The sequence below is a fragment of the Streptomyces lasiicapitis genome (assembly GCF_014646335.1).
GTDB classification, from domain to species: Bacteria; Actinomycetota; Actinomycetes; order Streptomycetales; family Streptomycetaceae; genus Streptomyces; species Streptomyces lasiicapitis.
Genome location: NZ_BMNG01000007.1, coordinates 83045 through 98043, shown reverse-complemented (window position 1 = coordinate 98043; position 14999 = coordinate 83045). Strand labels below are relative to the sequence as shown.

The following is a 14999-nucleotide window of genomic DNA, read 5'->3' as shown; positions in this document are numbered from 1 at the left end:
CGTATTGTTGCTGGCGCTAACGAGGGCCGGGTGCGCAGCATGGACCCATGAAGAGTCCGACTCACACGCTCTCGGCCACCGACGTGCACGCGGCCGCCGACAGGATCCGCCCTTACGCCCGTCGTACGCCGCTGCTCGACCTCGAGATCGACGACCGGCGGGTCCTGCTCAAGCTGGAGCACCTGCAGCGCGGCGGCTCGTTCAAGCTGCGCGGCGCGCTCAACGCGATTCTCTCCGGGGCTCTGGACGACCACCTCGTGGCCGCGTCGGGCGGCAACCACGGCTTGGCGGTCGCGACGGCCGCGTCCCTGCTCGGCGTGTCCGCGACGGTCTACGTGCCGACGACGGTCCCGGCGGCGAAGGCGCGCCGTATCGAGGCCGCCGGTGCGCGGCTCGTCCGGCACGGCGCCACCTTCGCCGAGGCGGCCTCGGCGGCGTCGGATGCCGCGGCGCGGCCGGGGCATCGGTTCCTCCACCCCTACGACGATCCGGATGTGATCGCGGGGCAGGGGACCGTGGCCGCCGAGATCCTGGCCGACGCGCCCGATGTCGACGCGATCGCGGTGGCGGTGGGCGGCGGCGGTCTCGCAGCCGGCACGGCGCTCGCGTTCGACGGCGAGGGCCGGGTCGTCGCCGTCGAACCGGAGCACTGCCGCTGCCTGTACGACGCGCTCGCCGCCGGCGAGCCGGTCGACTCGGCTGTGGACTCCGTCGCGGCCTCCGCGACCGGTGCGAGCCGGGTGGGAGAGATCCCCTTCGACGTCCTGTCCGGCCACCCCGACCGTGCCGACCACTCCGACCGTCCCGGCCATTCCGCACACGACGTGTCCTCGGTCCTGGTCAGCGACGAGCAGATCCTGCGGGCCCGTGACCGGCTGTGGGAAGAGTGCCGGATCGCCGTCGAACCGGCCGCGGCCGTCGCGTTCGCCGCGTGGCTGGCCGGTCAGGTTCCTGGAGACCGGCCGTGCCTGATCGTGTGCGGTGCCAACGCCGACTGGGTCGCCGGGTGAGCCGCCTTCTCCTGGTGCGGGAAGTCAGCCCAACTCCTGTACGAAGTCAGCCCAATTGCTGGATACGTACGAGGTTGCCCGCGGGGTCGCGGAAGGCGCAGTCGCGTACCCCGTACGGCTGATCCGTCGGCTCCTGGACGACCTCGGCACCGCCGGCCACCACCTTCTCGAAGGTGGCGCCGAGGTCGGCCGTCGCCAGCAGGATCCAGCCGTACGTGCCCTTGGCCATCATCTCGGCGATGGTGCGGCGCTCGTCGTCGGTGATGCCGGGATCCGCGGCGGGTGGGGCCAGGAGGATGCACGTGTTGGGCTGGCCGACCGGGCCGACCGTGATCCAGCGCATTTTGCCGTCGCCGACGTCGCTGCGTACCTCGAAGCCGAGGGCGTCGCGGTAGAAGGCCACGGAGGCGTCCGGGTCCTCGTGCGGGAGGACGCTCGTGTGAATGGTGATGTCCATGGCAGCCAGGCTAGCTGCGACTCGCTTGTCGCTCGAGGTCAAGCGGCTGCGCGTACTCCCGGTCGATCTCCCGGTCGATCCGGCCCCGGAGGCGGCGCAGCCGATGGACGTCTGGACGTCGTCCAGGCGCTTCACTGCGAGGAGCGCGCCGTCTCCGGCACGGTCGCCCAGGCGAACCCGTCCGGGTCGGTGAAGGTCCCGGCATCGCTGCCGATCGTGAGCCGGTGCGATCCGGTGCCGTCGGGGGAGACGCCGGCGACCTTGGCCAGGGCGCGGCGCTTGTACAGCGCCAGCTTGACGCCACCGGCGTCGGTGGCGAACTCGACGTACTTGCTGGCGAAGCTCTTCCCCACGGACAGACCGTGGCCGACGTAGAACTTCTTGCTCTCGGCCACGTCCGCGACTCCCAGGAGGAGCACGATCTCGTCGAACTGCCGGGTGGCCGGGCCGGTGTCCTTCTTGGACGAGGACGCGATCTGCCAGATCGTCCCGTCCGGGGCCTGTACGACGCCTCCGTACCCCCAGAGCGACTTGGCGGCGGGCTTCAGGGTTGTGGCGCCGGCGTCCAGGGCGGCCTCGAAGAGAGCGTTGACGTTGGCCGGCTGGGACACCACGAGCGAGAGCGTGAACCCGCGGAAACCGGTGCTGGGCGTCTGCGCGGCCCGCACGCGTACCTGCGTGTCCAAGCCGAAGGCGGCGGTGTAGAAGCTGGTGGCTGCGGTGGGGTCGTCCACCTCGAGGGTGACGGATGCGATGGAGTTCATGTCGATGACGCTAGTCGCGCCTTCGTGACCTGTGCTTCTTGATTCCTGACCAGTACGAGGCGGTGGAGCCGGATGGCGCCGACGTCGGCGTCGTGGCCCACGTTCAGGAAAGCTTCGACCGCCGAGGACTCATGGCCCGCGAGCACCGCCCCGGCCTCGGCGCTCACGGCAGTCACGTCGATCGCACCGTCGGACGGGACCATCGGCTCGACACTCTCCCTCACCGGGAACGAGAGCGACGAACGCCTCGACGTCACCCTCGTGAAGGTGGTCGACCCCGCCCGGGCCGCGAACCAGTTCGCCACCCCCGAAGCGGGCAACCGCTTCGTCGCCGTCCAGTTCCGGCTCAAGAACACCGGAGAGGCCTCCTACAAGGACGCCCCCGGCAACGGCGCCGAACTCGTCGACGGCGACGGCCAGCACTTCAGCGCCAGCCTCTACGCCCCCACCAAAGCCGGACCACCCTTCCCCGGCACCGTCTCCGTCACCATCGGGGACACCGCCCTCGGCTACCTCACCTTCGAACTCCCCGCCGCGGCCGAACCCGTGACGGCCCAGTTCTCGATGAACAGCGGCTTCTCGGACGACGTGGGTGAATGGGACCTCACCCGCACACCCGTCTGACCCGGCCCTTCGGGGAGGTAGTGGCGCTCGTCCGGCAGTCCCTCAGTCCAGGATCCCCACCTGGTAGAAGAACTCATAACGTGTGGGGTCGTCCGGCAGGAACCAGTTGAAGCCCTCCTCGAAGAAGACCGCCACCAGGTTCACGGCGATGATCAGGCCGACGAACCAGAGGGCGGTCCGTCCGAGGATCCAGTACGCCCCCGACGTCGGGATCTCGCGGTCGGCCGTGAGATGTGCGAGCGCCATGACGATGCCGATCGCCACCACCGAGGCCATGAACAGGATCCACGCCCACACGTACATGTGCAGGCCGAGCACCGGATCGCCGTAGCCCTTGTCGCCCGGCAGGATGTGCAGCATGGTCTGCCGCCAAGCCGTGAAGCCACCGCCGATGCAGGCGACCAGGGAAAGTCCCCAGCCCATCATGTAGTCACGGCCCGAGATACTGCCCGTCATGCCCTTGCGCACGATGACCCCGGCGCCGAGCGCGGCCAGCAGCATGAACATCCGCTGGACCACGCACAGCGGGCAGGGGTAGTCCCAGCTGATGAACTGCACCCCGAGCCCGGCGCAGACGATCCCCGTCCAGCCGACGGCGAAGAGGCAGGCGAACCAGTACTGGACTTTGCCGAGGAGCGGGGCACCCTCGGCGCCCCTGAGCGCAGCAGTCGTAGAGGCCATGTCAGTAGCTCAGCCCCAGTCCCAGACTGCTGGTGATGTGATGCGAGAGCAGCAGGGCGACGGCGCCGAACACGACCCACCAGCCGACGAGGAGAAGGGTCCGGCCGCGTTGGCGATAGAGCACCAGCCAGGTGGCGAGCAGTCCGCCGAAGATGAGGGTGTCCATGCCGGCGGACGCTACCGAGCAAGCCGCCGTCCGGCGCAGGAGCACGCCGGACGGCAACCCGAAGCCCACGGAAGGAACCAACGAAGCTCCTTGCAGTCGACGGCTTGAGGGCGAGGGTCCGGTTGGCGGCGTGGCTGGCCGTCTATCTATTCCGGCTGCGTCGCGATCTGGATCAGGTTGCCGCACGTGTCGTCGAAGACCGCGGTGGTGACGGGGCCCATCTCCAGGGGCTCCTGGGTGAAGTGGACGCCGAGGGCGCGCAGGCGCTCGTACTCCGCCTGTACGTCGGCCACTGCGAACTGGGCGAGCGGGATGCCGTCGTTGACGAGGGTGTCGCGGTAGGGCTTGACGGCCGGGTGGCCGGCGGGCTCCAGGAGGAGCTCGGTGCCGCCGGGCTCGTCGGGCGAGACGACGGTCAGCCAGCGGGCCTCCCCGCCCACCGGGACGTCGTGCTTCTTCACGAAGCCGAGGACCTCGGTGTAGAAGTGCTCGGCCTTGGCCTGGTCGTCGACGAAGACGCTGGTCAGATGGATCTTCATGAGGTGCTCTTCTCTGGTCCGGATGGGTCGGGCACGAGCCACCGCTCGGTGATCTGCCGCAGCGGGGCCGTATTGAGGTCGTGGAACTTGTAGCGGCCCTCCCGCCTGGTCTCGACGAGCCCGGCGGCCTCCAGCACGGCGAGGTGCTGGGAGATCGCCTGACGCGAGATGCCGAGCTGGTGCTTCATGCTCAGCCGTGAGCAGATCTCGAACAGTGTCTGTCCGGACTTCTCCGCGAGCTCGTCGAGGATGGTGCGGCGGGTGGAGTCGGCCAGGGCTTTGAAAAGGTCGTCGGCCACAACCACAGGATAGGCAAGTGCTCGCTTGCCTATCAAGTCGAGGTGCGCCGCTTGTCGCGTCGGCCCGCGTCAGTGCCGTCGCCGCCGCGCTCGCGGCCGCAGTCGTCGCACTCACCGGATGCTCCGCCCTCGAGTACAGGGAGAACATCTGCACCACACGCTCGACAAGAACGGCGACATCATCGACGCCCCGGACGCCGGCTGACCGACGCCCCGGCGTCCGCCTGACCGCACGGCTCAAGGGCCGGATACGGAACCTTTCGGCGAGAAAGAGCCTGGATCTGCTTTCCGAAGCAAACAAAATGGTGACATGAGTACCGAGCGGCCGAAGGCCCGGCCGAGCAACCTGGGCAGCGTACGCCGCTACCTCCTGGACCACCTCCAAGGCTTCGCCGTGCGAGCAGGGGGAGAGACCGGTAACGGAGTCCGTGACGCTTCCGGCGCCGGTGTCAGAGGGTGCAGCGGCAACGGGAGCGATGGCTCCCCCGGCCGAGGCGGCGACAACACCGGCAACCCGGGTGCGCCGACCACACCCGGACCCAGCGCCCCGCAATCGGACCGTGAGTGCCCCAACGCCGGCCGCGGTGGCGACGGTGGCGCGGGCGGCGGTTCGACGGGAGGCGGACGCAGCGGCGGCGCGGGCAGTGACGGCTGCATCATTCTGACCGTGCGCTGACCGGCCGGCTGCTGTGGCCTGCTGTGAGGATCAGGTGGGCGATGACGTCACGCTGGGGGCGACATCAGGGGCCCGGCCCGTCCGGCAACGGGTCTGGCCCCTGGTGTTGAAGTCGTGGTGCTGGGGTGTGTGGCTCAGCCGCCCTGGCCGGCGCTTCCCATCGGGCCGACCTTCACGGGGGAGCCGGTGCCGTCGGTGACGGGCAGCGTCTTCGCGCCCGGCCATTCGATGGAGAGGGACTTCGTCTCATCCGGCGGGGTCACCACAAGGCCCGTGACACTGACGCCGGAGCCGCCCGACTCGTTCATCGGGTAGCTGATGCCGAAGGACACCGACTCCCCGTCCTTGAGAGTGACCGGAACCACCGGCTCACCACTGCGCTTCGCGGACAGATCCCCCTCGCTGGTCTTCAGGTCGACGCCCGCGTACCCGGATATCGCGCAGTCCCGGCCGCCGCCGTTCTTCATCGTCACGGCGACGGTGCCATCGGTGTCGCCGTCGATGGTGCTGTCCGACGCCGTGATGTCCAGTTCGTCGGTGCGGCACTTGTCGGTCTTGCCGCCCTCGTTGGAGCCGGTGCCGGCGGACGTGCCCTGCCCTCCGGAGCTGTTCCCGCCAGAGTCCTTTCCGCTGGAGTCCTTCCCGCTGCCCTCATCCGAACCGCCCTGATCCGTACCGCCCGAGCCCGAACCGCCGTCCGAGGAAGCCTCGGAGGGCGCGGACGACGGGTCGCTCTGTGCCGCGTCGTCACCGTCGTTGCAGGCCGTGAGCGAGAGACTCGCGGCAACGGCCAGGGCGGCGAAGGTGAGTTTGTGAACGCGCATCGTCTCTTCCTCAGATCAGTTGGGGCTGCCCGTTGCTCGATACGAGTCGGTGCGAGTCGTCACGAGCGAGCATTTGTGACCAGCAGGAGCGGCCCGGCCCGGCGACGCGTTGCTCCCAACTGCCCGCTAATACATTGCTGTTACACGCACACCAGTGGGCGAACACGCCGCAGAGGGGCCGAGCCACCGCAGACGGGCCGGGCCAGTGGTTCCCGTCACCGTCCCGCACCTGTTCGCGACCGCCGCCCGCTGGGACAGACCTGTGACTCGGCGGATCTTGACCACGACCGGTGGCGTGGCCTCCTCGAAGGCGTGACGCGCCTCGCCTCGTTTACATCGGGTTCGCAGCACCGTTCGTACGGTGCCTCGCATGACGAACAAGTACCTTGCGGCGGTGGCCGCGTTGACAGTGGCGGGCGTGCTGGCCGCCTGCACTCAGGGCGGGGACGCTGCGCCACCCGCGGCAGGCACCAGTCGTGCAGTGGCCAAGTGCGATCCCCGGCTCGACACGGCGTTCAAGGCGTGGGCGCGTGCCGGATTCAGCGGCTCGATCGCGATCTCCACCGGTGGGAAGTTCGACTGCCGGGCGGCGTACGGGTCGGCGAACGACGACAGCAAGACGCCGAACACGACGGGCACCGTGTTCAGCATCGGCTCGATCACCAAGGCGGTCACCGCCGCGACCGTCTTCGGCCTCGCCGAGGACGGCAAGCTCGGGCTCGGCGACCGGGCAGGGGACCTGCTGCCAGGGCTGACAGGGCCGGTCCGCAAGGTAACGATACGTCAACTGCTGTTGCACACCGGCGGGTTGAAGGGGTCGCACGGAGAGGATCACCAGCCGTTGAGCCGAAAGGCGGCCCTCAAGGCGATCAGTCGGCTGGAACTGGCTTTCCGGCCGGGCTCCGGATACGCGTACTCCAACGCCGGGTACACCCTGCTCGCGCTGATCATCGAGCAGGTTTCCGGCGCGACGTACCGTCAGTACACCGCGTCGGAGATGCTGCGGATGCCGGGCGGCCGGGTCGCGGGCGGGTTCTGGGACGGGAGGCCGGCGCCGTCCGGCCCCCGGGCCACCGGTTACCTGGAAGACGGGCAGGCCGGCGAATCGGGCGACTTCGCGGGCCCGCACTGGGCGTTGGACGGCAACGGCGCGCTGGCGATGACCGCCGGTGACCTGGCGGCCTGGACCCGGGCGCTGTTCACCGGCCGTCTGGTGTCGGCCGAGTCGGTCGAGGCCATCAGCAAACCGGGCCATGACCTGGGGGACGGCCAGTCGGAGACACCGGGGTGGGTCGCCTTCGACGCGTCCCGCTACGGCAAACCGTTCCTGATGAGTGCGGGCGGCGGGGGCCAGGTGGGCCACGACGCCGTGGTCGCCTGGATCCCCGGCGAACAGCGGGTGATCACGATCGTGTCCAACGAGCCCAAGGTGTCCGCCGCGGACCTCCTCAAGAAGGTGGGACCCGCGCTGATCGCAGGTAAGCCGCTCCCCACCCCGCGCCCGCCGGTCGACGCCGGCAGCGATCCGGCTGCTGCCGCCGCCGGGAAGTACGTGTTGCCCTCCGACGGCTCGTTCGACGTCACGTCCGCCGGTCAACGGATCACGATCTCCGCCACCGGCACCGACGCGGCCACCGCGCTGTTCCCGCCGAGTGGCGGCTTCACGGCAGCCGACTTCCGGGCCCACGAGAAGCGCGTACGGGCCCTGTTGGCGGGAGAGAGCCGAGAAGGGCGCGAGGAGCGCGCGTCTCTCGAAGACGCCTTCGGCCCCCTTCGCCGCGTCGCCCTCGGCGGCACCGTGTTCCAAGGCGGCGACGTACGCACCTATGTCACCCTCACCACGCGCGCCAAGGCCGTCACCGGGTGGTACTCGCTCAACGAGGTGGGCGGCATCAGCGCGGCCGAAGTCCCCACCAAACCACCCGCGTTGACGCTCGTTCCGGCGGGCCGCGACCGGTACCTCCCGGACGATCCGGCCGGTACCGGCCCCGACGTGACCGTGAAGTTCCGTGACGGGCGCCTGACCGTCTCGGGGCCGGGCGGAACGACTGTCGCCGAGCGCTCCGACTGACCGCCGATTCGACCGAACGGTTAACTGGGACCATGCGGATCTTGCTGATCGAGGACGATCCCGACCTCGCAGACGTCGTCGCTCTCGGCCTGCGCAACGAGTCGTACGCGGTCGACATGGCCGCCACCTACGCCCACGCGGAGGAGCTCCTTCGCACGACCACGTACGACGTCGCCTGCTTCGATCTGGGGTTGCCCGACGGTGACGGTCTGGAGCTCATCCGCCGGCTGGCGCGCGATCCGGAGCTGCGCCGGCCGCGCCGCTCGCTGGTGCTGACCGCGCGCGACGCCGTGGCGGACCGGGTCGCCGGACTCGACGCGGGCGCCGACGACTACCTCGTCAAGCCGTTCCACTTCGCCGAGTTGGTGGCCAGGGTGCGCGCGCTGAGCCGACGCGGCGAGAGCCACGGCTCGACGCTGCGGGTCGGCGAGCTCACGCTGGACCTCGCGGCGCACCGGGCCTGGCGCGACGGCAGCGAACTCCGGCTCACCGCCCGTGAGTTCTCCCTGCTGCGGTACTTCATGCACCACCCCGGCGACGTCCTCTCCGCCGAGGACCTACTCGAACACGTCTGGGACGAGCACGCCAACCCGTTCACCGCGTCGGTCCGGGTCATCCTCAGCCGACTGCGCAAGAAGCTCGGCGAGCCGGCCCTCATCGTGACGGTCACCAATGTCGGCTACCAGCTCAAGGAGCGTCCATGAGGCGTCGGTTGAAGTCCCCGAGGCGCCTGTTGGGTTCCCTGCGCGGGCAGCTCGCCCTGCTGGGATTCCTCGCCATCTACGCCCCGGCTCTGCTGCTGTTCGGCGTGATCCTCGCCACCGACACGGAGACCACGCGGGAGGACACGACGGGTGCGCCGGCCGTGGAGAGCACCACCACGCACCGGTCCGCGCCGGTGATCGGAACCGTCATCGCACTCGGGCCGCTCGCCGCCGGGCTCGCCTGGTGGTGGGCGGGCCGCGCGGTCCGGCCGATCGACCGGGTACGCGCGGTCGCCGACGACATCCAGGGCGCCGACCTCGGCCGCCGTATCGCCCTGCGCCACGGCCCGACCGAGGTGATCACCCTCGCGGCGAGCTTCGACGGGATGCTCGACCGCCTGGACCGGGCCGCCGAGACACAGCGACAGCTGATCGAGGAGACCAGCCACGAACTCCGCATACCGCTGGCCATCCTGGTGACCAACGCCGAGGTGCTCCTGGCCCACCCCGAGCCCACACTCGGGGTCTACCGACAGGGACTGGAACGCTCCCGGTCGGCGGCCGTACGGCTCCAGGCCGTGATGGACGAGCTCCTGGTCGACGCCCGCGGACGGGCACGCACCCTCGACCGGCGACCGGTCGACCTGACGGCCGTCGTCCGCGCCGTCGTCGAGGACGCCGACGTACACGCCGCGGCCAAGGGGACCAGCCTGTCACTGTCCGGGCCACCGGCCGCCATCTGCCCCGTCGACGAGCCCACCGTGCACCGGGCCGTCCACAACCTCGTCGACAACGCGATCCGCCACGCACCGGCGGGAAGCGCGGTGCGGGTCACCGTCGAAACCACCGAGTCCGAAGCGGCGGTGACGGTGACAGACCACGGCCCCGGCATCCCCACCGACGACCAGCCCCACGTCTTCCAACGCTTCTGGCGCGGCCCCTCCGAGTCCCCCGGCACCGGCCTCGGCCTGGCCATAGCCCGCCACGTCGCCGTGGCCCACGGCGGCACGCTCACTTTGACCTCGCCGGGGCCCACCGGGGACGGCTGCGTCTTCCGGTTCTCCGTACGCCGCTGACTTGCCTGCCCCCGCAGGGCCGGCGGTGCCCCGGGGAGACCGACTCATCCCGTCGTAGGAAAGGCCTGTTCGGTCCAAATGGTCTTTCCGGAGCGGGTGTAACGCGTGCCCCACCTCTGTACCAACTGGGCGACGATGAACAGGCCGCGGCCGCCCTCGTCGTCCTCGGCGCTGTGGCGCAGGTGGGGTGAGGTGTGGCCGGTGTCCGCGACCTCGCACAGGAGGGTGCGGTCGCGGATGAGGCGTACCTGGATGGGGCCTTCGCTGTATCTGACCGCGTTGGTGACCAGCTCGCTGACGACGAGTTCGGTCGCGAACGACAGCTCCTCCAGGCCCCAGTGGTGCAGCTGTTGGGTGGTCAGGGCTCGGGCGCGGCCCGCGGCGACCGGTTCTGCGGGGAGTTCCCATTCGGCGACCTGCGAGGTGTCGAGTTCGCGGGTGCGGACGAGGAGCAGGGCGGTGTCGTCGGCTGTCGAGCCGTCCGGCAGGAGTTCGGCCACGGCTCGGTCGCAGAGTTCTTCGAGGGACGCGTGGCGTTCGCTGAGTACGCGTCCCAGGGTGTCGAGTCCGTGATCGATGTCGCGGTCGCGGGCCTCGACCAGGCCGTCGGTGAAGAGCGCCAGCAGGCTCCCCACGGGCAGTTCGATCTCCATCGATTCGAAGGGCAGGCCGCCCAGGCCCAGGGGCGGTCCTGCCGGCAGGTCCGGGAAGGAGAGACGGCCTTCGGGGTCGACGACCGCGGGCGGCAGGTGTCCGGCCCTGGCCATGACGCAGCGCCGGGAGACGGGGTCGTACACCGCGTAGAGGCAGGTTGCGCCGGTGGCCACATCGGCGTACGTACCGTCGGGCGTTCCTTGCTCGCGTCCCTGCTCCTCCGCCGGCTGCGCCACCAGGTCGTCGAGCCGTGAGAGGAGTTCGACGGGTTCCATGTCCATCTGGGCGAAGGCGCGGACGGTCGTACGCAGCCGACCCATGGTGGCGGCCGCCTGCAGGCCGTGGCCGACCACGTCCCCGACCACGAGTCCGACCCGCGTCCCGGACAGCGGGATGACGTCGAACCAGTCACCGCCGACGCCTGTCACGTCGTCCGTGGGCAGGTAGCGGTAGGCCAGGTCGACCGCCGACTGCTCCGGCACGTGCTGCGGCAGCAACTGGCGCTGGAGGGCCAGGGACGCGGTGCGCTCGCGCGTGAAGCGGCGGGCGTTGTCGATGGACACGGCCGTACGGGCGACCAACTCGTCGGCCAGCGCCACTTCACCGCTGTCGAAGGTGGTGGAACCGGTGCCGCGTGTGAACGTGACGAGACCCAGGATGTTGTTCCCGGCTCGCAGGGGGACGACCAGGGCGGTGTCGTCGAGCACGAGCCCGCCCGAGGCGAGGCTGCGGTCCTGCGGGGAACCGGGCGGGTACTCCACGGGGGAGTTCTCGGCGTCCTTCGTGTCCTCCGCCGAGCACCGAGCGACCCGCACCAACGACGTCACCACCGACTCGCCTGTCGCCGGCACCTCGCCCTCCAGCACCGCCCGCGCGAGGTCGACCGTCACCGTGGCGGCGAACTCAGGTACCGCCACCTCGGTGATCTTCTCGGCGGTGACCATCACATCGAGGGTGGTTCCGATGCCGCGGCCTGCCTCGACGAGCAGGGCAAGGCGCCGCTGGGCCTTGTAGCGGTCGGTGATGTCGAACGCGTCCTCGCACACGCCGAACACGTGCCCGTCGGCGTCCTGGAGCCGGTAGTAGGCGCAGGACCAGAGGTGGTCCGTTTCCGGATCGCTGGGCGGCCGCCCCTTGAAGTGCAGGTCGAGGAAGGGTTCGCCGGTGTCCAGAACATGACGCATGACCGCTTCGAGCGTGGGCGGGTGCCCCTTGGTCACGAACCTTCCCTCGGCGTACAGCTGGTCGGCCCGAAGGCCCCGGAACTCGGCGAACGGGCGGCCGATCTCCCGTTCGTACGCCGTGTTGCACCAGGTCAGGCGCAGGTCGGTGTCGTAGATGCCCAGGCCGACGGGTGACTGGGTGGCCAGTCCGTGCAGCAGGGCCTGCTGGGTTTCCCACAGCCGGAGGTCCTTCAGCTCCGTCGCGACGAGCACGCGCGCCGCCGTACCGGCGCCCGGCAGGGGAGACACCGCGGTGGCGACGATCAGCTCACGCCCGTCCCGGTGCCGGGCGAGGCGGATCTCGTTTCCGCGGAGCGGGGCGGGCAGAGGGGACACGGACGGCGTCGGGTCGGGGGACAGGAACGTGATCAGGGGCCGGCCGACGCTGTCCTCCGGTGGGTAACCGAGGAGCCGCTCCGCCGCGGGGCTCCATCCGATGACCGTGTCCTGGGCGTCGACGACCATCGTGGCCGCCCTGGTGACGTCGAGCGGACCACGAAAGTCAGCGCTTTGCTCCGCGTTCCATGCAGTCATCGCGCCACACCAGCCCCGTTCATTCCCTACAGAATCCGCTGTCCCCGGGGCGGGCACAACTGCGGTGCGCCCACCAAACGGAAGCCGACGCCGTCCCGGGGACCTGCATTACTGCGAAGGAACGCCCGACGCGCTCCCGCCCCGACGCGGCCGTAGCGTTGCTGCCATGTGCTGGAGCGCGACGGCCGACCTCGTTGCGGGCACGGGCATCGCGGCCGTGGGGGTCGCCTCGGTGTCCCTGGCGGCCCGACGCCCGCGTGACCTGCCGCTGGCCGCGCTGCCGCTCCTCCTGGGGGCCCACCAGATCATCGAGGCCGCCGTCTGGCACCACGACGGCGGCACCGGGCCCGCCACGCTCGCCTGGGCCGTGATCGCGCTCCCGCTGCTTGCGCTGTGGGTACCGGCGGCCGTGCTGTGCGCCGCGCCGCCGAGCGCCCGCCGCCGCTTGCTCATCCCCCTGGCGGCGGGGGCCGCGACGGCGGCGGCGCTCGCGTATGCCCTGGCGACCCGCACCGTGACGGCCGAGATCCGCGGGCACACCGTCGGGTACTCGCTGGGGCTGCCGCAGGCGGAGCTGATCGTCGTCGGCTACCTCATCGCCACCATCGGCTCCCTGCTCCTGTCCGGCGACCGGGGCCTCGTCCTGTTCGGCGTCCTGGTCGCCGTCGGGGCGGCGGTGTCCGTCGTGCTGTGGCGGCAGGAGTACATCTCGACGTGGTGCGCGTTCGCCGCCGTGTGCTCGGTGGTCCTGCTGCTCTGGGTCAGGAAGCGCCGTCCGTACCCGTGACCCGCCTCAGCCCGCCAGCGCGTCCTCGAGCAGCGCCAGCTCCTCCGTGCTCAGCGTCAGCTCCGCGGCCTTGGCCGAGTCGGTGATGGAGGCCGGGCGGCTGGATCCCGGGACCGGGATCACCGCCGGGGAGCGGGCGAGCAGCCACGCCAGGGCGATCTGCTGCGGGCTGACGCCCCGCTCGGTCGCGATGCGGTGGAAGGCTGTGCCGACGGAGGTCGAGCCGGAGGGGCCGTCGAGGGAGCTGCGGGAGAGGCCACCGAGCGGGCTCCACGGCAGGAAGGCCAGCCCCAGCTCGGTGCTCAGGCGCAGCTCGGGCTCGCTGTCGCGGACGGCGGCCGAGTACTGATTCTGTACGGATACGAGTCCCTCGCCGAGGATCGCGTGCGCTGCACGTATCTGGGCGGAGGTCACGTTGGAGATCCCGGCGGCACGGATCGTGCCGGCGTCGAGCAACTCGCGCAGCGCGCCGACGGACTCGGCCCAGTCCACGGCAGGGTCCGACTTGTGCAGCTGATACAGGCCGATCGCGTCGACGCCCAGGCGCTTGGCGGAGGCCTCGGCGGCCTGCTTGAGGCGGGCGGGGGTGGCGTCGACGGTCCAGGTGCCGTCGCCGGGGCGGCCGCGGCCACCCTTCGTGGCGACCAGGACGCCGGAGGTGTCGGCGCCGTAGCGGGCGAGGGCGCGGGCGATCAGCAGCTCGTTGTGGCCGACCTCTTCGGCGTGCCAGTGGTAGCTGTCGGCGGTGTCGATGAGGGTGATGCCTGCGTCGAGGGCGGCGTGGACGGTGGCGATGGCCCGCGTCTCGTCCGGGCGGTGCTCGATGGACAGCGGCATGGCACCCAGGCCGATGGCGCTGACGGTGGTGCCTGCGATGGTGCGGTACCGCATGGTGGCTGTGCTCCTCAGACGGTGGGGGACGGCTCGGTGGCGAGGGCTTCGGCTACGGCACCCGGCAGCCAGTCGGCGGTGCGGGAGAAGGAGAAGCCCAGCTCCTTCGCGCGGGCGTTGCTCATCGCGTAGTGGCGGTCGAAGGAGAACGGGGAGGCCTCCTGGCCCGCCGCGACCACCCGGTGGACGGGCTCCCGGCGGGCCTGCGCGGCGATGACCGCGGTGAGGCCGTGTACGTCGAGTGGGCCGTCGGAGCAGGCGTTGACCGGACCGGTGAAGTCGGCTGCGGCCGCCCACAGCAGCAGGTCCGCCAGCTCCTCGTAGTGAATGAAGACCGTGGGCAGCGCCTGCGCGTGCACGGTGATCTCTTCGCCCCGGGCGATACGTCCCGTGTAGTGCGCGAGGCGCCCGGTGAACTCCCGCGCGCCGCCGCCGAGTACGTGGGCGCTGCGCACACTGGCGAACGCGAAGCTGCCCGCGCGGGCGAAGACGGCTTCCGCCTGGCGCTTGCCCTCGGCGTAGTGCGCTGCCAGGTATGCCTCGTCGTGCCACGGCAGGTCCAGGGCCACCAGCCAGGCGGCTGGGTCCACGCTCCCCTCCGGCACCGGCGTACCCGCCGACACGGGCGGCAGCGCGGCGGTCGCCGGGTCGTACACCTCGATCGTGGAGGTCACGACGTAGCGCCGGGTGCGGCCGTCGAAGGCGCGGGCGGCGATGGCGGCCTGCACGGGGGTGTAGCAGACCTGGTCGACGACCACGTCGAAGGTGCGGGAGCCGAGAGCGGCGGTGAGGGCGGCCTCGTCGTCACGGTCGACGACGAGGTGCTCGACACCGGTGGGCGGCCGGCTGGAGCCGCGGTTGATCACAGTGACCTGGTGGCCCGCCGCCCGCGCGCGCTCCACCAGGAGCTTTCCGAAGTACCGGCTTCCGCCGATGACGCAGATCCTTTGCATGCCCCCACCCTGGATGATCTACCGTCATCAACAGAAGTGCCGACTTGCTGGCTACGTATTAAGGAA

At 70.7% G+C, this 14999-nt stretch carries 16 protein-coding genes; 6 read left to right on the top strand and 10 right to left on the bottom strand.

Annotation, left to right across the window (positions count from 1 at the left end; genetic code table 11):
• Positions 1–47 precede the first annotated feature (47 nt).
• Complete coding sequence (locus IEY91_RS16825) at positions 48–1010, top strand: serine/threonine dehydratase (RefSeq protein WP_189174588.1); 963 nt, start codon at positions 48–50, stop codon at positions 1008–1010.
• Between the two features lie 46 nt (positions 1011–1056).
• On the opposite strand, the gene IEY91_RS16820 is transcribed toward IEY91_RS16825, so the two are convergent.
• Both IEY91_RS16820 and IEY91_RS16815 read right to left on the bottom strand, forming a co-directional pair.
• Positions 1057–1467, bottom strand: a complete 411-nt coding sequence (locus IEY91_RS16820) for a VOC family protein (protein ID WP_189174587.1) — start codon at positions 1465–1467, stop codon at positions 1057–1059.
• Between the two features lie 131 nt (positions 1468–1598).
• Positions 1599–2231, bottom strand: coding sequence for a VOC family protein (locus IEY91_RS16815; protein ID WP_164327810.1), 633 nt, complete (start codon positions 2229–2231; stop codon positions 1599–1601).
• A 72-nt stretch (positions 2232–2303) separates the two neighbouring features.
• Here IEY91_RS16815 and IEY91_RS16810 point away from each other — a divergent pair, with 72 nt between their 5' ends.
• Positions 2304–2855, top strand: a complete 552-nt coding sequence (locus IEY91_RS16810; RefSeq protein ID WP_189174586.1) for a DUF4352 domain-containing protein — start codon at positions 2304–2306, stop codon at positions 2853–2855.
• A 42-nt stretch (positions 2856–2897) separates the two neighbouring features.
• Here IEY91_RS16810 and IEY91_RS16805 read toward each other — a convergent pair whose 3' ends face one another.
• From IEY91_RS16805 to IEY91_RS16785, 5 genes are all read right to left on the bottom strand, one after another.
• Positions 2898–3536: a disulfide bond formation protein B gene (locus IEY91_RS16805; protein WP_189174585.1), complete on the bottom strand. Its 639-nt coding sequence runs from the start codon at positions 3534–3536 to the stop codon at positions 2898–2900.
• A gap of 1 nt (position 3537) precedes the next feature.
• On the bottom strand, positions 3538–3702 hold the full coding sequence (locus IEY91_RS16800; protein WP_189174584.1) for a DUF5993 family protein: 165 nt from the start codon (positions 3700–3702) through the stop codon (positions 3538–3540).
• Positions 3703–3848: 146 nt separating this feature from the next.
• Positions 3849–4241 carry a VOC family protein gene (locus IEY91_RS16795; protein ID WP_164327813.1) on the bottom strand — a complete coding sequence of 131 codons (393 nt, stop codon included), beginning with the start codon at positions 4239–4241 and terminating at the stop codon, positions 3849–3851.
• Positions 4238–4540 carry an ArsR/SmtB family transcription factor gene (locus IEY91_RS16790; RefSeq protein WP_164327814.1) on the bottom strand — a complete coding sequence of 101 codons (303 nt, stop codon included), beginning with the start codon at positions 4538–4540 and terminating at the stop codon, positions 4238–4240. Before IEY91_RS16790 ends, IEY91_RS16795 begins: the two co-directional genes overlap by 4 nt.
• An 810-nt stretch (positions 4541–5350) precedes the next feature.
• Positions 5351–6040 carry a DUF4232 domain-containing protein gene (locus tag IEY91_RS16785; RefSeq protein WP_189174583.1) on the bottom strand — a complete coding sequence of 230 codons (690 nt, stop codon included), beginning with the start codon at positions 6038–6040 and terminating at the stop codon, positions 5351–5353.
• 370 nt (positions 6041–6410) lie between these two features.
• Between IEY91_RS16785 and IEY91_RS16780 the strand changes: the two genes are divergently transcribed.
• The 3 genes from IEY91_RS16780 to IEY91_RS16770 are packed head-to-tail and all read left to right on the top strand — an operon-like array spanning position 6411 to position 9891.
• Positions 6411–8111: a serine hydrolase domain-containing protein gene (locus tag IEY91_RS16780; protein ID WP_189174582.1), complete on the top strand. Its 1701-nt coding sequence runs from the start codon at positions 6411–6413 to the stop codon at positions 8109–8111.
• 32 nt (positions 8112–8143) lie between these two features.
• On the top strand, positions 8144–8815 hold the full coding sequence (locus IEY91_RS16775; RefSeq protein ID WP_189174581.1) for a response regulator transcription factor: 672 nt from the start codon (positions 8144–8146) through the stop codon (positions 8813–8815).
• Positions 8812–9891, top strand: coding sequence for a HAMP domain-containing sensor histidine kinase (locus IEY91_RS16770; RefSeq protein ID WP_189174580.1), 1080 nt, complete (start codon positions 8812–8814; stop codon positions 9889–9891). Before IEY91_RS16775 ends, IEY91_RS16770 begins: the two co-directional genes overlap by 4 nt.
• Positions 9892–9935: 44 nt before the next feature.
• Here IEY91_RS16770 and IEY91_RS16765 read toward each other — a convergent pair whose 3' ends face one another.
• Positions 9936–12302: a SpoIIE family protein phosphatase gene (locus IEY91_RS16765; protein ID WP_189174579.1), complete on the bottom strand. Its 2367-nt coding sequence runs from the start codon at positions 12300–12302 to the stop codon at positions 9936–9938.
• Positions 12303–12468: 166 nt separating this feature from the next.
• Between IEY91_RS16765 and IEY91_RS16760 the strand changes: the two genes are divergently transcribed.
• Entirely contained in the window at positions 12469–13089 is a 621-nt protein-coding gene (locus IEY91_RS16760; protein ID WP_189174578.1) for a DUF6629 family protein, read from the top strand.
• 6 nt (positions 13090–13095) lie between these two features.
• Here IEY91_RS16760 and IEY91_RS16755 read toward each other — a convergent pair whose 3' ends face one another.
• Positions 13096–13980, bottom strand: coding sequence for an aldo/keto reductase (locus tag IEY91_RS16755; RefSeq protein ID WP_189174577.1), 885 nt, complete (start codon positions 13978–13980; stop codon positions 13096–13098).
• A 14-nt stretch (positions 13981–13994) separates the two neighbouring features.
• Positions 13995–14933 (bottom strand): NAD-dependent epimerase/dehydratase family protein, encoded by a 939-nt coding sequence (locus IEY91_RS16750; RefSeq protein ID WP_189174576.1) that lies wholly within the window; start codon positions 14931–14933, stop codon positions 13995–13997.
• Between the last annotated feature and the right edge of the window lie 66 nt (positions 14934–14999).